The organism is Paenibacillus faecalis, assembly GCF_900289175.1.
Taxonomy (GTDB): Bacteria; Bacillota; Bacilli; order Paenibacillales; family Paenibacillaceae; genus Paenibacillus_AQ; species Paenibacillus_AQ faecalis.
The window spans coordinates 2,974,264-2,996,061 of record NZ_LT985747.1 but is presented as its reverse complement, the minus strand read 5'-3'; the positions used below and the strand labels follow the sequence as shown (position 1 = coordinate 2,996,061).

The 21,798-nt window shown below is 47.2% G+C and carries 24 protein-coding genes and 2 tRNA genes; 25 read left to right on the top strand and 1 reads right to left on the bottom strand.

Going from position 1 to position 21,798, the window contains the following annotated elements; genetic code table 11:
• Positions 1–118 precede the first annotated feature (118 nt).
• The gene (locus C8268_RS14270) at positions 119–472 is read left to right on the top strand and encodes a DUF5665 domain-containing protein (RefSeq protein ID WP_106768290.1); all 354 of its coding nucleotides are present in this window, start codon (positions 119–121) and stop codon (positions 470–472) included.
• A 44-nt stretch (positions 473–516) separates the two neighbouring features.
• On the opposite strand, the gene C8268_RS14265 is transcribed toward C8268_RS14270, so the two are convergent.
• Positions 517–1,254: a TraR/DksA C4-type zinc finger protein gene (locus C8268_RS14265; protein ID WP_106768289.1), complete on the bottom strand. Its 738-nt coding sequence runs from the start codon at positions 1,252–1,254 to the stop codon at positions 517–519.
• A gap of 205 nt (positions 1,255–1,459) precedes the next feature.
• On the opposite strand from C8268_RS14265, the gene lspA reads away from it, so the two are divergent.
• The 24 genes from lspA (at position 1,460) to C8268_RS14155 (ending at position 21,769) form a co-directional block, all read left to right on the top strand.
• Positions 1,460–1,963: a signal peptidase II gene (gene lspA, locus C8268_RS14260; RefSeq protein WP_106768288.1), complete on the top strand. Its 504-nt coding sequence runs from the start codon at positions 1,460–1,462 to the stop codon at positions 1,961–1,963.
• Positions 1,963–2,946 carry an RluA family pseudouridine synthase gene (locus C8268_RS14255; protein ID WP_106768287.1) on the top strand — a complete coding sequence of 328 codons (984 nt, stop codon included), beginning with the start codon at positions 1,963–1,965 and terminating at the stop codon, positions 2,944–2,946. Before lspA ends, C8268_RS14255 begins: the two co-directional genes overlap by 1 nt.
• Before the next feature lie 122 nt (positions 2,947–3,068).
• The gene (locus C8268_RS22965) at positions 3,069–3,215 is read left to right on the top strand and encodes an RAxF-45 family protein (protein WP_199794855.1); all 147 of its coding nucleotides are present in this window, start codon (positions 3,069–3,071) and stop codon (positions 3,213–3,215) included.
• A gap of 155 nt (positions 3,216–3,370) precedes the next feature.
• Positions 3,371–5,401 carry a ribosomal protection-like ABC-F family protein gene (gene abc-f / locus C8268_RS14250; protein WP_106768286.1) on the top strand — a complete coding sequence of 677 codons (2,031 nt, stop codon included), beginning with the start codon at positions 3,371–3,373 and terminating at the stop codon, positions 5,399–5,401.
• A gap of 116 nt (positions 5,402–5,517) precedes the next feature.
• The gene (locus C8268_RS14245; RefSeq protein ID WP_106768285.1) at positions 5,518–6,771 is read left to right on the top strand and encodes an LL-diaminopimelate aminotransferase; all 1,254 of its coding nucleotides are present in this window, start codon (positions 5,518–5,520) and stop codon (positions 6,769–6,771) included.
• Positions 6,772–7,052: 281 nt separating this feature from the next.
• Positions 7,053–7,607 (top strand): bifunctional pyr operon transcriptional regulator/uracil phosphoribosyltransferase PyrR, encoded by a 555-nt coding sequence (gene pyrR, locus C8268_RS14240; RefSeq protein WP_106768284.1) that lies wholly within the window; start codon positions 7,053–7,055, stop codon positions 7,605–7,607.
• Positions 7,608–7,610: 3 nt separating this feature from the next.
• Positions 7,611–8,516, top strand: coding sequence for an aspartate carbamoyltransferase catalytic subunit (locus tag C8268_RS14235; protein WP_106768283.1), 906 nt, complete (start codon positions 7,611–7,613; stop codon positions 8,514–8,516).
• Between the two features lie 125 nt (positions 8,517–8,641).
• Positions 8,642–9,946 carry a dihydroorotase gene (locus tag C8268_RS14230; RefSeq protein WP_199794965.1) on the top strand — a complete coding sequence of 435 codons (1,305 nt, stop codon included), beginning with the start codon at positions 8,642–8,644 and terminating at the stop codon, positions 9,944–9,946.
• 52 nt (positions 9,947–9,998) lie between these two features.
• A complete protein-coding gene (locus C8268_RS14225; protein WP_106768281.1) occupies positions 9,999–11,150 on the top strand; it encodes a carbamoyl phosphate synthase small subunit in 1,152 nt (383 codons plus the stop codon).
• Entirely contained in the window at positions 11,143–14,349 is a 3,207-nt protein-coding gene (gene carB / locus C8268_RS14220) for a carbamoyl-phosphate synthase large subunit (protein ID WP_106768280.1), read from the top strand. Before C8268_RS14225 ends, carB begins: the two co-directional genes overlap by 8 nt.
• Before the next feature lie 22 nt (positions 14,350–14,371).
• Entirely contained in the window at positions 14,372–15,109 is a 738-nt protein-coding gene (gene pyrF / locus C8268_RS14215; protein WP_106768279.1) for an orotidine-5'-phosphate decarboxylase, read from the top strand.
• Positions 15,106–15,753, top strand: coding sequence for an orotate phosphoribosyltransferase (gene pyrE / locus C8268_RS14210; RefSeq protein WP_106768278.1), 648 nt, complete (start codon positions 15,106–15,108; stop codon positions 15,751–15,753). The genes pyrF and pyrE overlap by 4 nt, the downstream gene beginning before the upstream one ends.
• A 224-nt stretch (positions 15,754–15,977) precedes the next feature.
• Entirely contained in the window at positions 15,978–16,895 is a 918-nt protein-coding gene (locus C8268_RS14205) for an ABC transporter ATP-binding protein (protein WP_106768277.1), read from the top strand.
• Positions 16,892–17,683, top strand: a complete 792-nt coding sequence (locus tag C8268_RS14200; protein WP_106768276.1) for an ABC transporter permease — start codon at positions 16,892–16,894, stop codon at positions 17,681–17,683. Before C8268_RS14205 ends, C8268_RS14200 begins: the two co-directional genes overlap by 4 nt.
• A 5-nt stretch (positions 17,684–17,688) precedes the next feature.
• Positions 17,689–18,273, top strand: a complete 585-nt coding sequence (locus C8268_RS14195; protein WP_106768275.1) for a TetR/AcrR family transcriptional regulator — start codon at positions 17,689–17,691, stop codon at positions 18,271–18,273.
• A gap of 186 nt (positions 18,274–18,459) precedes the next feature.
• Positions 18,460–18,804, top strand: a complete 345-nt coding sequence (locus C8268_RS14190; RefSeq protein WP_234032807.1) for a hypothetical protein — start codon at positions 18,460–18,462, stop codon at positions 18,802–18,804.
• A gap of 12 nt (positions 18,805–18,816) precedes the next feature.
• Positions 18,817–19,581: a hypothetical protein gene (locus C8268_RS14185; protein ID WP_106768274.1), complete on the top strand. Its 765-nt coding sequence runs from the start codon at positions 18,817–18,819 to the stop codon at positions 19,579–19,581.
• On the top strand, positions 19,578–19,847 hold the full coding sequence (locus C8268_RS14180; protein ID WP_106768273.1) for a DUF4176 domain-containing protein: 270 nt from the start codon (positions 19,578–19,580) through the stop codon (positions 19,845–19,847). Before C8268_RS14185 ends, C8268_RS14180 begins: the two co-directional genes overlap by 4 nt.
• A gap of 35 nt (positions 19,848–19,882) precedes the next feature.
• Positions 19,883–20,155: a WXG100 family type VII secretion target gene (locus C8268_RS14175; RefSeq protein ID WP_106768272.1), complete on the top strand. Its 273-nt coding sequence runs from the start codon at positions 19,883–19,885 to the stop codon at positions 20,153–20,155.
• A gap of 154 nt (positions 20,156–20,309) precedes the next feature.
• Positions 20,310–20,474 (top strand): hypothetical protein, encoded by a 165-nt coding sequence (locus tag C8268_RS22960; protein ID WP_199794854.1) that lies wholly within the window; start codon positions 20,310–20,312, stop codon positions 20,472–20,474.
• Between the two features lie 83 nt (positions 20,475–20,557).
• A tRNA-Met gene (locus C8268_RS14170) sits at positions 20,558–20,634 on the top strand.
• A 45-nt stretch (positions 20,635–20,679) separates the two neighbouring features.
• Positions 20,680–20,753 (top strand) — tRNA-Ile (locus C8268_RS14165).
• 259 nt (positions 20,754–21,012) lie between these two features.
• Positions 21,013–21,108, top strand: coding sequence for a sporulation protein YjcZ (locus tag C8268_RS14160; protein ID WP_106768271.1), 96 nt, complete (start codon positions 21,013–21,015; stop codon positions 21,106–21,108).
• 481 nt (positions 21,109–21,589) lie between these two features.
• Positions 21,590–21,769: a hypothetical protein gene (locus tag C8268_RS14155; protein WP_106768270.1), complete on the top strand. Its 180-nt coding sequence runs from the start codon at positions 21,590–21,592 to the stop codon at positions 21,767–21,769.
• Positions 21,770–21,798: the final 29 nt, after the last annotated feature.

Below are 21,798 nucleotides of genomic sequence, written 5' to 3'. Positions count from 1 at the left end.
AAGCATAATATCAAAGATATGATTTTCATTATTTGTAGACGGGGTAGCTAACTGCCAAGCGAAGTGACGAGATAATATTTTCCAACATGTACATGTTTGTAAAAGGAGTCGAAAACGCATGGGGGATCAAACAAAGGAGCATCAAGTAAAGGAATGTGGTGAAGCAGTAGAGACGGATGATGCAAGAGAAGAAATTGGCAAAATCTATCTTTTGACCGAAAAAATGGCTCAGCAGTTGGAGAAATCTCGAATAACGGAATATACTCAGCTTTTGTACAGGCCCTGGAAGCTCATCGGAGTTAACCTGCTGGCGGGAACAGCGAAAGGGGTCGGAATCGCCATCGGGTTTACTTTTTTTGCAGCGACGATTATTTATATCCTTCAAGCGCTCGGTGCACTGAATCTCCCGATCATTGGTGATTATATCGCCGATATTGTTCGTATCGTTCAGCGGCAGCTGGAATTGACATAAGAGTAAAGAGCGGAATCGATAATGACCGACTCCGCTATGATGATCTACTCGGCTGATTCATTTTCGGAATCAACATGCGGGTCCAGTAAATAGCTGCCTTCTCCCTTGTTCAGATAATCATAATACTGACTGCTTCGAACAATAAAAACCTCTGAGTTATCTATATTTGTAGCCACAAAATTTTCATATTCTTCCACATAGCCGTCCTGACTTTCATCATTCTCAAAATCCATCTCATCATAACTCGTTACATTTGGATTTTCAGCCATTGCCGGTGAGTTGGAACTCCCCATATTTTCTAAAATTTGCAATGCATCCTCTCCGTCAAAGCCGGTATATTCATGCTCATCCAGGCTGGATCGTCCAAAAGGCGGATGAAGGAACTCTTCTTCGATCGGGCGCCGAAGAGAAGGCTCGGTACGCGGAGTATCTTCTAAGCAATACATCGTATCGGGGACAGCTTGCAGCCGTTCAAAAGGGATCGGCTTGCCGCATGTAATGCATATACCGTACTGTCCTTTGTTCATATTGTCCAACGAACGTTGAATTCGCTCTAATTCCAGTTCTGCTCGATCCTGAAGTCCAAGATCCTTCTCACGTTCGTACAGATCTGTCGCCACATCACCCGGATGGTTATCAACATGTGACAATTCGCCGGATGTATCACGTTCTGATATGCTCAGACCATGGTTATGACTTTCGTTCAGACGCTCAAGTTCGGCTTTGCGATCAAGCAGCTGCTGATGCAGCTGTGTAAGTTGCTCTTGTGTTAAGTGTGACATATGCAGCTCCCTTCCGGTCTTTTTTAGACGGCTATCTCTATATATAGGATGCTCGCAGATGACCTCTTTTACAGGCGGAAAATGTTCACCGTATTGGTCGGGAATGGACGTTTTTAAAGCGGCTGTGCTACAATAAGACAAGCTCCTTTTGAAAATAATGAAGGTGGCTCTTTTGCATAAGACAAGATCGGAGTGACAGTTTATTGTGGTCAATTATTTAATCGCGTTAATCGTATTAATGCTCGATCAGGGAACGAAATATTTGATTGCAACAAGGCTCGAATTGGGTGAGCAAATTCCGGTGATCGGCAACTTTTTTGTCATTACATCAAGCCGTAATCGGGGAGCAGCGTTTGGAATTTTACAGGATCAGATTTGGTTCTTTATCGTGGTAACGATTGTAGTTGTCATCGGACTGATTTGGTATCTAAGAAAGGTGCGGATTGAAGGACGCAAGCTGCTGCCGACCGCGCTAGCCCTCGTATTGGGCGGTGCACTGGGGAATTTTATTGACCGTCTTTTCATGGGAGAAGTGGTTGATTTCCTCCAATTTAATTTTGGCAATTATACATTCCCGATCTTTAATATTGCTGATTCCTGTATTGTTATTGGGGTGGGATTGATCATTTTGGACACCATATTAGAGGAAAAGCGTGAGAGACAAGCTCTTTCCAGTGAACAGAGTTCCGCTAAGGAAGGAAATGAATAATGTTGCAGGATGACAAAAGATTTGAGAATGAATTTGAGTATGAAACGGACAGCGATGAACATGCTGAAATAAATGATTATACATGGACTGTTGATTCGAAAGATGCAAAAACGAGAATCGATAAATTTATAGCGGAGGCGCTCGGTGAAGAAGCATCCCGCTCACAGGTGCAGCTTTGGATCGCAGAAGGTTGTGTGAAAGTCAATGACAGCCAGGTTAAATCAAATTATAAACTGGGTGTTGAAGACCTCATCACGCTCAAAGTTCCTGAGCCGACAGCGGTTGAGCTTGTGCCAGAGAATATCCCTCTTGATATCGCCTATGAGGATGGTGATGTCATTGTCGTAAACAAGCCAAGGGGAATGGTTGTTCACCCGGCCCCGGGCCATCCGTCCGGAACGCTTGTCAATGCATTGATGTTCCACTGTCAAGATTTATCAGGCATTAACGGTGAGCTTCGTCCCGGCATTGTCCATCGGATCGATAAGGACACATCGGGACTGATTATGGCTGCGAAGAATGACAGGGCGCATACCTCACTTGCTGCACAGTTGAAGGAACATAGTGTGACGCGGCGCTATTATGCTCTCGTTCACGGTAACATCAGTCATGATCAGGGGACGATTGATGCGCCAATTGGAAGAGACCCGCATGATCGGAAACTGTTTACAGTGACGGACCGGAACAGCAAGCATGCCGTTACTCATTTTACGGTTGTGGAACGCTTTGGAGATTACAATTTGCTGGAGCTGAAGCTGGAGACCGGTCGAACCCATCAAATTCGTGTGCATATGAAATATATTGGACACCCTTTGGTTGGGGACCCTGTATATGGAAAAAGCAAAGGATTGAAAATGAACGGACAGGCACTTCATGCAGCCGTTCTGGGCTTTATTCACCCTGTGACGAATGAATATATGGAGTATTCGGCACCTATGCCGGACGATATGGAGGAACTGCTAGCAGTGCTGCGAAGCCGCTAGCGGTTTTTTCTTGAAGCGATATAGGAAGTAAAACTGTTCCAAATTGATGTAATCAGTTATTGCGTATGAATAAGCTTTCGTGTTATATTCATAATAATTATGAAATGAGGAGGTGAGGCAGGATGAATTTCGAGATGGTTAACAACTGTATTAGCCGGCTACCGCTTGCTATGGCCGGCATCGTTCATGATTTTTCGTTCAACGGGAGAGGTCTGTCCATTTTTAACGATACAGTTTGTACCATCGCGAGAAGTCACCTGCCTGCCTGAACGGAACTAAGCCTATTTTCTTGGGCTTATCAAGTTTGTTGAAAAAGGCCGCAGAGCTCGTCTCTCGGCCTTTTTTGTGTTGCAGTAAGGTCTTCTCCGTAAATAACGATTTTCCCCCAGGCTATTCTGGGGAAAAAATGAGGAGGAACCTTAATATGAATTTCATTAATGCCAAGGAATTAACTCAATACTATGGCGCGAATCTCGTGCTTGACCATATCCATTTTGAAATCAATGAAGGAGATAAAGTTGGTTTAATCGGTAGTAACGGAAGCGGGAAGACAACGCTGATGCGTTTGCTTGCCGGGCGACTGGTCCCGGATGAAGGGCAGCTTATGATCAAGAAACAGACAAAGATCGGCTATGTGGCACAAATTCCGACGGTTGAAGCGCATTGCACCGTATTGGATGTGTTAACGCTAGGACTGAAAGATCTGAATGAATGCCGAAACCAAATGTCGGAGTTAGAGCGGATGATGGGTGATCCGGCGTATGCCGGAAATGAGGAAGAGCTGGATCGGCTCCTTAAAAAGTATGCTTCTCTTCAAGAGCGGTTTGAGAGGGAAGGAGGCTACGAAATGGAGGCAAGCATCGATCAGGTTGCTTCAGGACTGGGCATTTCGAAAGAGGCGTACAGTCTTCCGTTCCAATCGCTGTCGGGAGGGGAACAGACCCGTGTCGTACTCGCTTCCCAGCTGATTGTAAAACCGGAGCTACTGCTGCTGGATGAGCCGACGAATCACCTCGACTTGACTCGTACGGAATGGCTGGAGTCATTTTTGAGAGATTATACAGGTACTTGTGTCATCATTTCACATGACCGCTATTTCCTGGACCGTGTGATTACCAAAACGATGGAACTGGAAGATGGGCAAGCCTTTATGTCGACAGGAGGATATACGGTCTACATGAAGGAAAAGGAAGAGCGGCTGCTGCAGCAATTTAACGCTTATCAAGAACAGCAAAAAAAGATTAAAAAGATGAAAGAGACGATCAGGCAACTGGAAGAATGGGGGCAAAACGGGGATAACGAGAAATTTTTTAAGCGCGCTGCTTCGATGCGCCGGGCGTTGGAACGAATGGAGCGTATTAAGCGTCCGATACTTGAGCGTCGTCAGGCGGAATTCGATCTGGATATACAGGATCGTTCTGGCCGCAGAGCCTTGGTCTTTGAACAGCTTCAGAAATCCTATGGAACGGATTGCGTGCTTAAAGAAGCTAGCGGCTTGCTGGAGTATGGAGACAAGATCGCTTTGCTTGGCCATAATGGCAGCGGAAAGACCACGTTATTCAAGCTTCTGCTTGGTAAAGAAAAGCCCGATGCCGGATTTATGGAGTGGGGTTCCAGAGTTGAGATCGGTTACCTGGCTCAGCAGGAGGAACCGTCAAATCCTAAAGAAACCATGCTTGATTTTTTCAAGAAAAACGCTTGTGTGGAGGAAGGAGAAGCCCGAGGTTTGCTGGCCCGATATTTGTTCTACGGCCCTGCTGTATTTCGAACGGTCGGACAGCTATCTGGTGGGGAGTGGACGCGGCTTCGGCTAGCCCTGTTGATGCATCACAAGCCTAATCTGCTCTTGCTTGACGAACCGACCAATCATCTGGACATCGCCTCCAGAGAGGCGCTGGAAGAGGCGTTGTCTGATTACACGGGAACCATTCTTGCGATTTCTCATGACCGCTATTTTGTAAATAAGTTGGCAGAGCGGATTTGGGAGCTTCAGGATGGGCGGCTGAGCGTTTATCAGGGGAACTATGACGATTATCGTGAAAAAAAGATGGAGAAATTGATCAAGGAGACGGAGACTTCGACACGGTCTAAGCAGCAGTATTCGGATCGGTTGAGAGGCGGAGCTACCCGACAGCTTGAGCAACGGGCGAACCATCGTGATGCAGAGCGTAACAAGATTGAGCATGTTGCTTCGGATGATTCACCAGAGAGATCACGATCACGTAAGAACACTAAAGGTGATGGGCGGAGTGCAGCTATAAAGCTTCAAAGGCTTGAGCAGGATATTGCCGAACTGGAAGCTAAAATTCAGGAGCTCGATTTGCAAATGGAAGCCAAGTCGGTTCAGATTGCTGCGCCAGATCAATTGAATACTTTGGAGCAGCAATGGACAGAACGTGAAGCGCTTGTGCAGCGGCGTGATCTGCTTCTTGCAGAGTGGCTGGAGCTTTCCTGAAATTAAGATAAGGAGAATAGTACAAATCATTCGTTGGATCATACATGGCTCATCTATTTATTTTTCGGCATATTTATCAATATACCAAATGCCAGTGTAGGGGATGAGTACAAACCATGAGCATGGATCGATATGAGGAAACGTACATTCAACACAATTTCGCAGATCGGATCGGCGGGGCGAATTACGGTAAGGATACTTCCATTTATAAATTCGAGAAAATCAAAAGAGCGAAAGCAGCGGCCCTAAAAGAATTCCCGAACAAGGAACTGATTGATATGGGTGTAGGTGAGCCGGACGAGATGGCGGATGCCAGCATTGTCAGCAAGCTTGCCGAGGAAGCCGCCAAATCGGAAAATCGCGGTTATGCCGATAACGGGATACCCGAATTTAAACAAGCTGCAGCGAGATACTTGAAGCGGGTATTTAACGTTGAAGGTCTGGATGCTGACACAGAGGTGCTGCATTCCATCGGTTCAAAGCCGGCTCTTGCCATGCTGCCGTCCTGTTTCATTAATCCGGGTGATGTAACGATTATGACGGTGCCGGGGTATCCGATTCTCGGGACCCATACCCAATATCTTGGCGGGGAAGTGTATCGGGTGGAATTGAAAAAGGAAAATGCCTTTCTTCCTGACCTGACTTCCATTCCTGAAGGGGTTGCCAAGCGGGCGAAACTGCTGTATTTAAACTACCCGAACAATCCGACAGGAGCGAGTGCGACGATTGAATTTTTTGAAGAAGTTGTAGCATGGGCCCGAAAATATAATGTGGTCGTTGTCCATGATGCGCCCTATGCCGCCTTGACTTATGATGGCTTGCGTCCTTTAAGCTTTCTGTCTGTATCGGGGGCTAAAGACGTTGGCGTTGAGCTTCATTCTTTGTCCAAATCGTATAATATGACCGGGTGGCGCATCGGTTTTATCGCTGGCAATCCGCTCATAGTCAAGGCATTTGGAGATGTGAAAGACAATTTTGATTCCGGACAGTTCATAGCGATCCAGAAAGCAGCAGCCTTGGGGCTGGATCATCCGGAAATTACCGAGAAAATCGCGGCTAAATATTCGCGACGTCACGATATGTTGGTTAAGGTATTAAGCGAGATCGGTTTTAAAGCCGAGAAGCCGAAGGGCTCTTTCTTCCTTTATGTTGAAGCACCGAAAGGGATTAAAGGAGGACGCCGCTTTGAATCCGGGGAGGATTTTTCCCAGTATTTGATCCGGGAAAAGCTGATTTCCACCGTACCTTGGGATGAGGCGGGGCATTTTATACGTTTTTCGGTTACGTTTATTGCCGAAGGTGAGGAAGAAGAGAAGCGGGTGATGGCTGAGATACGGAATCGCCTTAGCGATGTCCAGTTTGATTTTTAATGGATGATTTAATGGATTGTTGGTGCTTGACAACGAAACTGACGTCTGTCATAATGCAATTAATTGAATAGCACCTTTAAATCAGCCCCGTGAGGCTGGCAAGGTAACGTGAACCGAGGTTCATGACATGGAAGCACAATTTCTGTCTGCGGATGGAACTCCAATGCTTCGTACTATCTTATGTACAAGAAACCACTCCTTGCCTGCGCGGCAAGGAGTTTTTTTATGCCTAAATAACAGGGATTGATGGAAAGGGCTAAAACTTTAGGAGGGATTTCTAAATGAGCAATGAACAGCATGTGATTATGGACGAAACGGCGATCCGCCGAGCTTTGACAAGAATCGCTCATGAAATTTTAGAAAAGAACAAGGGGATTGAGGACTGTGTTCTGATCGGAATCCGGACAAGAGGCGTCTATCTGGCGCAGCGGATAGCGGAGCGTATTAACGACATTGAAGGCACACCGATTCCTTGGGGAGAGATCGATGTAACTTCATACAGGGATGACCGCAAATCGGTTTCCGGTGAGGCTTTGGAGGGAGCTAAGCTGACCCCTGAACATTTGGATGTGCACGACAAAAAAGTGATCCTGTTCGATGACGTTCTCTTTACAGGCCGCACGATCCGGGCTGCGATGGACGCGCTGATGGATTGCGGACGGCCCCGGATGATTCAATTGGCGGTTTTGGCTGATCGTGGGCATCGGGAGCTGCCGATTCGTCCGGATTTCATCGGCAAAAATGTGCCGACCTCAAAGCAGGAAGAGATCATTGTGGCACTATCTGAAGTCGACGGCAAGGATGAAGTAACAATCTCGCAGAGAGAGGAACGATAAAATATGATGACCGCAACTTCCATTAAAGAACGAAGCCTGCTTGGGCTTAAGGATATCAGTCGAGATGAAATTCAGTCGATCTTGAATCGGGCGTCTTACTGGGAAGCTCAGACGGATAAAGTAATACCGGTATTAAATCAGAAGTTCGCGGTGAACATGTTTTTTGAAAATAGCACTAGAACCCGCTTCTCCTTCGAAATGGCGGAGAAGCGGCTTGGTGCCGAAGTGATGAACTTTACCTCGGCTTCTTCCAGTGTGGAAAAAGGAGAGTCGATCTACGATACGGTGCGCACGCTGGAATCGATGGGGGTGGACGTCGGGGTGATCCGATTAAAGCCATCAGGCGTTCTGCAAGAGCTGGCTGAGCGCGTCAGCATTCCGCTTGTGAATGCGGGTGACGGTAACAACGAGCATCCGACACAGGCGCTATTGGATCTGTACACGATGCAGAAGGTGTTTGGTGATTTAAATGGGCTGACAGTGTCCATTATTGGGGATATCAAGCATAGCCGGGTGGCTCGATCGGATCTGTGGGCACTGCGAAAGTTCGGAGCAAGAGTACAATTTTGTGCACCTGTGAACATGCAGGCGCCAGAGCTGGCGGAATATGCGCCATACGTAAGTATGGATCAAGCACTGAAATCCGATGTGGTCATGATGCTGCGGGTGCAGCTGGAACGTCACCATCAGGGGCTGTTTAGCTCAAACGCACAATATCGTGAGCATTACGGTCTTACCGAAGAGCGGGCGGCAAGATTGTCAGGCCATACCATCATTATGCACCCGGCACCGGTAAACCGGAATGTAGAGATCGATGATGCAGTAGTGGAGTGCTCCAGATCCGTCATATTTCATCAAATGTCAAATGGAGTGCCGATTCGGATGGCAGTAATGGAGCGGGCAATATAGGGTGGATCAGACGAGTGATCCATAAATACATGCTGAATTTGACTAATAAATATACACAAAAGTGAATTATTATTATACAATAAACAAGAAGCGGACCGTGCTTCTTCAGCGGAGGGGAAACGATGATGCTACAAATGATCAAGAATGCCAGCATTATTAATGAACAGGGTCAGCTCGAACAAAAGACGATCGTGATCGATCAGGGAGTGATTCAGTCCATCACGGATGAAGATCAGGCAGTACCGGCAGGAGAAGGAGTTCGCGTGATTGATGCGGCGGGAAAGCTGGTGACGCCGGGATTCATCGACATGCATGTACATCTGAGAGAACCGGGCTTTGAGCATAAGGAGACGATCGAGAGCGGAAGCCGCTCTGCGGTAAAAGGCGGTTTTACGACGATTGCCTGTATGCCAAATACAAAGCCTGTAACTGATAACCCTGATACTGTAGCTCATGTGCTGGAGAAGGCGCGGCAGGCAAACATGGCAAAGGTGCTTCCTTATGCGGCCATCACGAAGAATGAGCTTGGCCAGGAGCTTACTGATTTTGATGCACTGAAAGCCGCCGGGGCCATCGGTTATACCGACGACGGAGTTGGTGTACAGAATGCTCAGATGATGAAGGATGCGATGAAAAAAGCAGTTTCGCTTGGTATGCCGATCATTGCACACTGTGAGGATGAGTCGCTGGTAAAGGGCGCTTGCGTAACAGAAGGCAAATTTGCCGAGAAGCACGGACTCAAGGGGATTCCGAATGAATCCGAAGCGATTCATGTTGGACGGGATATTTTGCTGGCAGAAGCAACAGGTGTTCATTATCATGTATGCCATGTCAGCACTGAGCAGTCGGTAAGGCTCATCCGGCAGGCGAAAGCGATCGGAATTTCGGTAACCGCTGAGGTGTGTCCGCATCATCTGGTTCTGTCGGATGAAGACATTCCGGGACTGGATGCGAACTGGAAGATGAATCCCCCGCTGCGTTCTCCGCGCGATGTGGAAGCTTGTATTGAAGGACTGCTGGACGGCACGCTCGATATGATTGTAACGGACCACGCCCCCCACAGCGAAGAAGAGAAAGCAAGGGGGATGGAGCTTGCACCGTTCGGAATTGTCGGCTTTGAGACTGCATTCCCGCTGCTCTACACGAAGTTTGTTGCTACAGGCAAGTGGGAGCTCTCCATGTTGGTAAAGCGCATGACAAGCGATCCGGCCAGCGTGTTCGGGCTTCGTAGCGGGGTACTGAAGGCAGGTGCACCGGCCGACCTGACAATGATCGATCTAGAAAGCGAGAAAGAAGTAAATCCGGAAAGCTTCGCTACGAAAAGCCGCAATACTCCATTTACGGGCTGGAAGCTGAAAGGCTGGCCAGTAATGACATGGGTGGATGGAGAGATCAAGTGGTCGGAACATCACGGATTTAAGCAAAACTGAGGAAGTTGCCCTTATAACGATATTTTACACATAGATGACAGGAGTGAGTGGGATGCAGGCACAGGCAAGATTGTTATTGGAGGATGGTACGCTGTTTTGCGGGAAATCCTTCGGCGCGGATGCGGAAATAACCGGTGAGGTTGTATTTAATACGGGGATAACAGGATATCAGGAGGTGTTGTCGGACCCGTCATACTGCGGGCAGATCGTAACGATGACATATCCTTTGATCGGGAACTACGGCATTGCGCGAGATGATTTTGAGGCGATCCGTCCGTTCGTACACGGCTTTGTCGTTCGCCGGCATGAGCCTGTTCCGAGCAATTGGCGTGCGGAATACAGCGTGGATAATCTGTTGAAAGAATACGGCATACCGGGGATCAGTGAGATTGATACCCGGATGCTGACTCGGATTATCCGCCATCATGGCACGATGAGAGGGTTGATCACAACATCCGCCAAGCCGGTGGAAGAGCTGATGGACATGCTGAAAGACACATCGGTTCCCCAGCTTCGAAACCAGGTAGCACGTACATCCACTCCACAAATGTACGCCAGCCCAGGACAGAAAGAACGGATCGTGCTCATAGACTTCGGAGCGAAGAGCGGTATTTTGAAAGAACTGACAGCACGGGGCTGTGACGTGATCGTTGTGCCTCATAACACGACAGCCGATGAAATCCGCCGCCTGCATCCGGACGGCATTCAACTGTCGAACGGTCCTGGAAATCCGAAAGACGTTCCTTATGCGGTGGATACGATCAAGGAGCTTTTAGGTGAATATCCGATTTTTGGCATCTGCCTGGGTCATCAGCTGTTCGCACTTGCATCTGGCGCAGACACGGAGAAGCTGAAGTTTGGACATCGGGGGGGCAATCACCCGGTTAAAGACCTGTCGAGCGGACGCTGTTACATTACATCCCAGAACCACGGTTATACGGTGAAAGAGGATTCCATTGCAGCAACAGATCTTGAAATAACACACATCAACAATAATGACAAAACGGTTGAGGGATTGAAGCATAAGAAATATCCCGCCTTCTCGGTTCAATACCATCCGGAGGCTGCTCCCGGACCGCATGACAGCAGTTATCTGTTCGATGAATTCCTTGCAATGATCGCACATCATAAGAACAATGAAACTCATAATCCGCGTCAGGCGGTTCTGGCTGCAGCCGGGAAAGGAGCTCTCAAACATGCCTAAAAATGAACAGCTGAAAAAGATACTTGTCATCGGCTCCGGCCCGATCGTTATCGGTCAGGCAGCAGAATTTGACTATGCCGGTACGCAGGCTTGCCAGGCTTTGAAAGAAGAAGGCATCGAGGTTGTCCTGATCAACAGCAACCCGGCTACCATCATGACGGATACGAATATGGCAGACAAAGTATATATAGAGCCGATCACCCTTGATTTTGTTACGCAAATCATTCGTCAGGAACGTCCTGACGGATTGCTGCCAACTCTCGGCGGTCAGACCGGCCTTAACATGGCTGTGGAGCTGGCCCGTGCCGGCATCCTTGAACAGGAAAATGTGAAACTGCTCGGTACACAGCTTGATTCCATCGAGAAGGCCGAAGACCGCGATCTGTTCCGCGAGCTGATGCGCGAGCTTGCGCAGCCGGTACCGGAGAGCACGATTGTAACTACGCTTCAAGAAGCGCTTGATTTTGCTGAAGAGATCGGGTACCCGCTGATCGTTCGCCCAGCCTACACGCTTGGCGGTACCGGGGGCGGGATTTGCTCTAACGAAGAGGAACTGCGCGAAACCGTCACCTCGGGCATTCGTTACAGTCCGATCAACCAGTGTCTGATCGAGAAAAGTATCGCAGGTATGAAGGAAATAGAGTACGAAGTGATGCGTGATGCCAATGACAACTGCATCGTAGTCTGCAACATGGAAAACTTTGACCCGGTAGGCGTGCATACAGGCGACAGCATCGTCGTGGCTCCAAGCCAAACGCTGTCTGATCGGGAATATCAGATGCTCCGATCGGCTTCCTTGAAAATCATCCGTGCTCTAAACATTGAAGGTGGCTGTAACGTACAGTTCGCGCTGGACCCCAACAGCTATCAATATTATGTCATTGAAGTAAATCCTCGCGTCAGCCGGTCTTCGGCTCTTGCATCCAAAGCAACCGGCTATCCGATTGCCAAAATGGCAGCTAAAATCGCCATCGGCTACACGCTGGATGAAATCGTAAACCCGGTTACCGGCCAAACCTATGCCTTCTTTGAACCGACACTCGATTACATCGTCAGCAAAATACCACGCTGGCCGTTTGATAAATTTACTTCGGCTAACCGCAAACTGGGCACCCAAATGAAAGCGACCGGCGAAGTGATGGCCATCGGCCGCACGTTCGAAGAATCGATTCATAAAGCGGTCCGTTCGCTTGAAATCGGTGTACATCGCCTTTATTTGAAGGGGGCGGAGGCCCTTAGCGATGAAGTGTTGGAGCAGCGGCTTCTGAAACCGGATGATGAGCGCATCTTTCTTATCGCAGAAGCTTTTCGCCGCGGCTATGGGCTTCAGCAAATTCAGGATTTAACTCGCATTGACTGGTGGTTCCTGGACAAAGTTGAAGGACTCATTAAATATGAAGATCATATTCGCAGCGAAGCTGCCTTAACTTATGAAACGCTATATGAAGCCAAACGTTTGGGATTTACAGACCGTGCGATCGCGGAACTCCGTGCCGAAGGCAAGGCAACGTCTCACATCACTGAAGAATCCATCTGTTTTCTTCGCCATGAGCACAATCTTTCTCCAGTTTACAAGATGGTAGATACTTGTGCGGCGGAATTCGAATCTTCCACTCCTTACTACTACTCAACGTATGAAACGGAAAATGAAGTGATCGAAACGTCAAAGGAGAAGATTATCGTGCTCGGGTCGGGGCCGATCCGGATCGGTCAAGGTATCGAGTTTGACTACTCCACCGTACATGCGGTGTGGGCGATTCAAAAAGCAGGTTATGAAGCGGTTATTATCAACAACAACCCGGAAACGGTATCGACCGATTTTAACACGTCAGACCGTCTTTACTTCGAACCGCTGTTTTTCGAGGATGTGATGAACGTGATCGAGCAGGAAAAACCGGTCGGTGTCATCGTTCAGTTTGGCGGACAGACGGCGATCAATCTGGCAGCACCGCTTAGTAAAGCAGGGGTAAACATCCTTGGAACAAGTTTGGACAGTATCGATGAAGCTGAAGACCGGAAGAAGTTCGAAGCACTGCTGTCAAGGCTGAGCATCGCTCAACCGAAGGGCAAAACCGTGACTTCAGTGGATGAAGCGGTAGGCACCGCACAGTGGCTGGGCTATCCGGTCCTCGTCAGACCTTCGTATGTTCTGGGCGGACGTGCGATGGAGATTGTGTACTCCGACAGCGAGCTGCTGAACTATATGGAACAAGCCGTTAAGATTAATCCAGAGCACCCTGTTCTGATCGACCGTTACATGCTCGGTAAGGAAGTGGAGGTAGACGCGATCTGTGACGGAGAGACGGTTCTGATTCCAGGTATTATGGAGCATGTGGAACGTGCCGGTGTTCACTCCGGCGACTCGATTGCCGTTTACCCGCCGCAGTATCTTATGGATGAACTGAAATCGAAGATTGCAGATATTACGATTAAAATTGCTAAAGAGCTGAAAACACGCGGACTTGTGAACATACAGTTTGTTATTTATAAAGATGAGGTATACGTTATCGAAGTGAATCCTCGCTCGTCTCGAACGGTTCCGTTTTTAAGCAAAGTAACAGGGATTCCGATGGCTAATCTGGCGACTCAGGCGATACTCGGAACGAAGCTGAAATCCCTTGGCTACGAGGAAGGCATGTGGCCGGAAAGTGAGCATGTGTCTGTAAAAGTTCCTGTATTCTCCTTTGCGAAGCTGCGCCGGGTTGAGCCTACACTCGGTCCTGAAATGAAGTCAACAGGCGAAGTGATGGGACGTGATGTGAAATACGCGAAGGCCCTTTATAAGGGATTGATCGGTGCAGGTATGAAGATCCCTTCCACGGGCGCGATCATTGTAACTGTAGCGGACAAGGATAAGGAAGAAGCTGCGGTATTGATGAAAGGATTCCACAAGCTGGGATATAAGATCATCGCTACTGGAGGGACTGCCGCTGCATTGGAAAAAGCGGGACTCGATGTGACAACCGTGAATAAACTGTCCGAAGGAACACCTAACATTCTTGATATGATTCGCACAGGTGAAGCGAACTTCGTATTTAATACATTGACCAAAGGCAAAACACCGGAGCGTGACGGATTCCGCATCCGCCGTGAAGCGGTGGAGAACGGAGTAGTATGTATGACCTCCCTGGATACGGTACGGGAGCTTCTCACGATGCTTGAGACGATCAACTTCTCATCTGAAGCGATGCCTGTCTAACGATGAACAAGGGAGTGGGACAATGAATACCGATTATAAACAAATGGCGGGCCGCCTGATGGTGGCCCTGGATTATCCGGATGCCGCGCAGGCAGCCGAGTTGGTCCAGAAGCTGGAGGGCATTCCTTGCTATATGAAGGTAGGAATGGAGCTGTTTTATACGGCGGGACCGGATTTTGTAAGAAGCTTGAAGGAAAAAGGTTATTCGGTTTTTCTGGATTTAAAAATGCATGATATTCCGAATACGGTCAGAGGGGGCGCGCATAGTTTAACCCGGCTCGGTGTGGATATGTTCAATGTTCATGCTGCAGGCGGATTGGATATGATGCGGGCGGCCAAAGCCGGGGCGGAGGCCGCAGTGGCGGAAACCCCGGGTCTTGTCATGCCTGTCATCATTGCGGTGACCCAGCTGACCAGCACAAGCCAAGTCGTAATGAATGAGGAGATCGGAGTCGGCGGCACGGTTGAGGAGTCGGTCGTCCGTTATGCTTCTCTGGCAAAGAAAGCGGGTCTTCACGGTGTTGTCGCTTCTTCTCTGGAAGTGGAGGCGATCTCTGCGGCCTGTGGTCGTGATTTTAAAACAATAACACCCGGAATTCGGCCGGAAGGCTCTGTTACCGGAGACCAGGCAAGGGTATTGACTCCAGGACAAGCCATTGTACGAGGAAGCCATTATCTGGTTGTCGGCCGACCGATTACAACAGCACCCGACCCAAGGCTAGCGGCTGAACAAATCATAGAGGAGATGATCGGAGCATGAACACTACGATGGAAATACCACAACAAATCGCATCATACCTATTGAAGATTGAAGCGGTCGCCTTGCGCCCACATGAGCCGTTTACATGGACTTCCGGGATCAAGTCACCGATCTACTGTGACAATCGATTGACGATGTCATATCCGGAAATTCGCGACTATATTGCGGAATCCTTTGCTTCCATCATTCGTAAGCAGTACCCTGACGCTGAAGTGATTGCAGGGACGGCGACGGCAGGAATTCCCCATGCAGCCTGGGTGTCTCAAAAGCTGAACCTGCCTATGGCGTACATACGGGATAAAGCGAAGGGGCATGGCAAGGAAAATATGATTGAAGGTCATATCAAGCCCGGACAGAAGGTTGTCGTGATCGAGGATCTGATATCAACCGGGGGAAGCTCTCTTAAAGCTGCAAAGGCGGTGCAGGCTGCAGGAGCAGAAGCGCTTGCTGTGCTGGCGATATTCAGTTACCAGTTGGATAAAGCAGTTCAGGCTTTTTCGGAAGCAGGTATCCCGCTGCAAAGCTTGTCTAATTATACGGCATTGATAGAGGTAGCGCTGAAAGAGGGGCGGATTCAAGAGAAAGATGTGGAACTGCTTCAATCGTTCAGAGCGAACCCGGCTCAATACGGCAAAACACAATAGCACCCAAAAGCTTGTTCAAGGCTTCTGTCTCTTGTCATATGGCGGAGATCGAAGCTTTTTTATTGGAGAAAACGCCTTTCACTCATCGAGTAAGGATAGTGAAGGCGTTTTTCCTGTTATACTTAAAAACCCTTCAGAGTAAAATAATAACTTGACATATTATTACATAAAGGTTGATAATATGTACTATAATTGATTATAAAGTATAAAAAGGGTGTGTGCCTATGTTAGCTGTTGAGGCTGTTGGCATTAGCAAAATGTACGGTTCCAAGCGTGGTGTGATTGATCTAAACATGGAGGTGAAGCAGGGAGAGGTGTTTGGCTTTATTGGACCGAACGGGGCTGGAAAGTCCACTACTATCCGGATGATTATGCAGCTGCTGTATCCGACGAAGGGCAAATTGAGCGTGCTTGGCACTATGCTTGATAAAGAAAGGCCAGGGCTTCGCAAACGGATCGGTTACCTGCCTTCTGAGGTTATATCCTATCCGAAAATGAGCGGGAAGCAGGTGTTGGAGCTGACAGCAAGGGCTTACGGACTGAAGCTGGAAGATACCCTTGCCATGGAATATGCGGACAGACTTCAATGGAATCCGAATCAAAAGATCAAATCGTATTCTTTAGGAAACCGGAAAAAGCTTGGACTCATTTTGGCTCTGATGCATCGACCGGATCTGTTGATTTTGGATGAACCCACTTCAGGACTGGACCCATTGGTTCAGCGTGAACTGTTTGTGCTGTTGTCGGATTTGAACAAAAAAGAAGGGATGACGATTTTTTACTCTACTCATGTACTTTCTGAAGTTGAGAAGCTCTGCGAACGGGTGGCGTTTATCCGTGAAGGACAGCTTCTGCGCGTATCCCGTTTGGATGATCTGTCCCATGATCGGACGCATAAGGTTTCCGTTCAGTTCGAGACCGCTGGAGATCATATTGACGCCTATGGATTACGTGAGCTTGATCCTGATGTTACATTTGACGGCAGTCATCACTTCCTTCAGACGGGTGAGTCGCTTCAGGCTGCCTTAAGTAAACTTTCGCAGCTTCCTATTGTGGACCTTACGATACGCCGCCCGACTATAGAGGAGTTGTTTATGGATGATTACCGTATAGATGCAGAAGAAGGGGGGGAGAGAGCATGAAATGGAACCTTATCGCCCTTGAACTTCGGCAAAATGGGCGCAGTTTTTACACCTGCTTATGGTTAACTCTCGTTTTTATTTTATTGCTGTTAGGCAAAGCAGAGGCATATGTGAATAATCCGGATATGGAAAAGTTGATTCAGGGGATGCCGGAGGGGCTGTTGAAAGCATTCAACATTCAGCTGGAAAGCTTCCAAACCTTTGAAGGCTTTTTGTCTACTCAGGTATTTCCGTACTTTATTGTCATTTTATCGTCATTCGCCGCAGCTTGGGCGGCGGGAAGTATAGCCAAGGAACAGGACCGGGGGACATATGAGCAATTATTTGCATTGCCATATAGCCGCTCCACGATTTTTTGGTCCAAAATGGCAGCTCATTTGCTGCACATGACGATAGTGTACGTATTGAGCACTGTCCTTCTTCTTATGCTCGCGCAGTCATCGGGGCAGGTGGCTCATCAGGGAGATATGCTGCGTCTATTGTTGATCGGATATTTGCTTGTTTTGTCGCTTATGGGGATTGGATATGGGCTCACATCCTGGATATCATCTGCAGCTGTTTCGTTCGGCGCAGGCATCGCCGTGCTTGCCTTTCTACTTAACTTGTTATCGGGAACGAGTGAGACGATGGAAAAGATATCTGTCATTTCTCCATACCGCTGGTTTGATGCATTTGATATAGTTAAGGGTAGTGTGTTACCAGCAACCGGATGGATTACAATGTTAGGGCTGTACGCCGTTGGGATAGCGGCAGGCATTGTTATTTTGAAGAGGAGGGATCTGGGCTAAAAATTATGAGTGCTAAAAAGAAGGCGATACTGGAAGCGGGACAGCGATTGTTTTTGGAGCAAGGGATTGTACAAACGAGTATGGAGCAGATTGCGGAGGCGGTACCCGTCTCTAAAATGACGATATACAATTACTATCAGAGCAAGGAAGGTCTGCTCGATCATGTCGTTGACAACCTTATGGAGACGTTATGGACTCTTTATCGTGAGGTTATGGACAGTGCGAAGGACCCGCTGGATGCGCTGAGTGTGTTTTATAAGGAGCAGGAACGGTTTTCGCTCAATATAACCCAGTCGTTCATTACAGATCTCGTCAAGTTTCCGGAGCAAATGGAAAAGCTGATGGCATTCAATCGTGAGAAGGTCATCCCTGAGTTTGAAATGATGATTTTCAAGGGACAGCAGCTGGGACAGATTCGAAAGGATATTTCTCCTCAAGTATTGGTTGCTTTCCTGACCTTTATTAAGGAATTTACGGCGAGGAAGGAATGGTACCATGGCCTTGGAAGTCTGAACGCGATCAGTGAACAGCTCATGACGATTCTGTATTACGGCATAATCCAAAAGGAAGAGCCGCCTGCTTCGACCTGAAGTATTAATAACAAGACATTCCGCAGGTTGCTTGAAACCGGGGATGTCTTATTTTTGAAGCGGATGGGAGACGGGAGTATGTATTGGAAGAGCTGGGTAACCCGTCACAGGAATGGTTAAAATCCCTTGCCTATCTGCAGTTCGTTGAGTTTAAAGGGGGGCAAGCTTGGTTATGCAGGAATCGCCATGCAAACCGTTGGAAATGTTGTCACCAATATAAACGAGAATAAAAGCGGGGCTAAAATAGCGGGTGATGCTGTTGTCGATATAGGTGTCGGCGTGAGAACGGTTGCTGCTTCTGCTGCTGCAGGTGCAAAGGCGGGTGCACTGATCGGCACAGCGGTTGGCGGGCCTATAGGAACGCTTGCCGGAGCTGCTATCGGATTTGGCGTCTCGGTCGGTGCCTCCTATGTTATGGACGGCATCAAGTTTGCAGATTTTGATGGGGATGGTGATAAGGATAGCGTGACTGAGGGAGTTAAGTACCATGTTGAAAAAATCGGTTCGACAATAGCTGGCTGGTTTAAATAAGGGAGTGAAGTTATGAGTACCAAACTGATGGAGGAGTCTTTTCATTTCCGATTAATCCCGGCGCAGCAGATCCGGGGCGGCGTAATCTGTTTTTTGTTTATTATGATCATACCTGTTTTGGTTACGCTCGCTGAACCGATGATGTCGGTATATTTTTATACGGCTGGGGCTATTTGGGGGGCTATGCTGCTGTGGGGAATTGTTCTTAGTGTCAATCCGTATCGATACGAGGTTGCCTTTGTTTTGTATTTGGGTATTTATGGTGCAGGACTGGCGATTATCTGCCAGATTGCTATTCTAAAAATGATGTATGATATGGCCGGCATCAAGTCGATCGGTTATGGGATCAGCTCGGTAGCCGTTATGCTGCTGCTTGTGACGTTTTATATACTGCATTTTCGGGCACTGAGTCAAGGGGCATATTCGTCTACAGAGCGTCAAGGCGAAGTTGGAAAAGCTGGAAAAGCCGCACTATTATTAGCAGCTATCGGTTATACAGGATATTACATTGCGGTCGCTGTTCTTGGTGATATCGGAGGTTTTACCATGGGTATGGCAGCTTTTTCTGTATTGCTGGTTTTGGGGTTGTATATGGCTGTTGTATTCATTCACCGTTATATTTACATACAGAATCATGTAGAGCAATTGAAGGCTCATTATCCTGTGCTTGGTCTTCCGAAGGAGCAGCGAACAGCTAAACATTTGACTCAATTGAATCAAGAGCGAACAACCTCCATATCTCAGCGTCATCATAAACAAAGGAGAGGAAAAAAGTGAGTCAGCGATTACTTCCTAACGGATCTATTGTCATTTTGAAGGAAGGAAAGAAGAAGTTGGTCATCTACGGACGCAAGCAAATTCTCGCGCTGGAGGAGCCGCAAATGTTTGATTATTTGGCATGTCCTTATCCGGAAGGCTATGTCAGTCCGGAGTTTGCCTATTTGTTTAACCATGAGGATATCCAGGACATTGTATTTATTGGGTATCAGGATGAAGATGAGGAACAGTTTCAAGTTGTGATGGCCGAGACCGGTACTGCATAATATTCGTCGATATAAAAGAAAGAGGAGGGGCAGTTATGTCAAGCCGTATAGAGGTTTCACCTAAGGAGCTGCGGCGTACAGCTGCCGAAATTCGAAGTGGAAGTGAATATGGTAGAGAATTGGTAGCGAGGCTTTCTCAGGTCATAGAGACTTTGAATACCGAATGGGAAGGTGTATCCCAGCAAAGGTTTAGTTCGGAAGCGGAGCAGACGAAGGTTCAACTGATACAGTTTGTTGAGATGATGAATAAGTTGGAGCAAGAGCTGGTGAGCATCGCCGCGCGTTTTGCGGAAACGGACGGACAATAGCTGAGGAAACTGCTATGTACAAATCAATCGGCCCCATTTTTTTCGTGAGGGCGCCGATTATTTTTTTGACGAGGTTGATCAGCGTGGTTTTTCAGAGGAAGTTTGGGTATAATATTACAGCATTTGACTAATGCTAGTTAAGGAGGCGATAAAGATGAACTGGGTATATTACGGTAAGCTCTATACTACCAAATTTCAAGCAGGTTGTTTCGCAAAACGTTTAGAGCAGGATGCTTGGCTGTTCGGTTACAATGACCCCCGAATGGTGGAAGTATATCGTTCCAAAAAAGGCCGTTATGGCGTGCGATTTTTGCCTTGAGCGAAGTTCCAATAAAATAATACTTGACTTGAGACGGTAATATGGTATATATTTATTCTTGTCGCTGTTTGGTACAGCATTGACGCGGGGTGGAGCAGTTCGGTAGCTCGTCGGGCTCATAACCCGAAGGTCGTAGGTTCAAATCCTGCCCCCGCAACCAAATTATTTTATGGTTTTGTCCTAATATGTATTGGTATGTGAATTAGGGCCCTTAGCTCAGGTGGTTAGAGCGGTCGGCTCATAACCGATTGGTCGGGGGTTCGAGTCCCTCAGGGCCCACTTCATGAAAAACTCTTGCTTACGCAAGGGTTTTTTGTTTTTTATTAAGCCGTAGTTCGTAGATGTCATCGCATTGAATATGACGATGGACACTAGTAGGCAATATACAGTTGGAACTTTTGGGAAAATCTATTCGGTAGGTTCCTTGATAGGGAGAGAGGGGCATCTACTCATTGTTTTAGAAAATTTCCTAGTAGCCGTTACTCGATATCAAAATTATTCATAGTATATTCTAACTCATATATGGAGGTGGAGGAGCATGAGCGGTTTCGGTTTTGGTGGTTTTAGTTCAATTGGAGTAGTATTGGTTCTGTTCATCTTATTGGTGATCATTCTTGGTGCTTTTGTGATTTAATATTTTAATTGCAATAGACCCTGCCGGCTTTTGAGCTGGTAGGGGATAATCATAATAGGATGCAGAGAAATCTGCACATATTGTAGACACTGTGCCTAATTAAAGTCCCCGATCTTCTCCTCTGCAATAAATTTAATTAAACAGTTTCATAATCCAACGAGGGATATAGAGTATAGCTTCAGATACAAGGGTGGTTATGTTGCCCATCTTTTGTAACTTGGCTCTTCCGGGCCATTTTATTTTTTTCATACGAATCACCTCACTCTAAATTTAAACATTTAAGGTTCGGAAATTAAAGTGAAATTATTTTCGATTATATCATCATTCGTTGATAAATAACAAAAAACGGAATTTTACCAATTTCCATTTGCCTATAGTATAAAAAGTACGTCGAAGCCATAATATTAAGTTGGACTTTTCGTTCCAATTAGGTATGCTTAAGGTATAATGATCCAAATTTGTTATTAGCAGGAGGTAAATTGTGAATAGCGAAAATAATCTGAAAGAAGAAATTCAAGAGCTTAATCAGCGAATAAACAAGATGGAAAAAGAATACAAAAAAAGCTCCAAAGTGTTCAAATGGCTTAAGTTAACTATAGGATTTATCCTCTTCGTTTGGCTCCTATTGTTTTTGATTGGAATTATTCAGTTTGTGAGCTAACAAATAATCATATGGAAGAAGCGCTATTA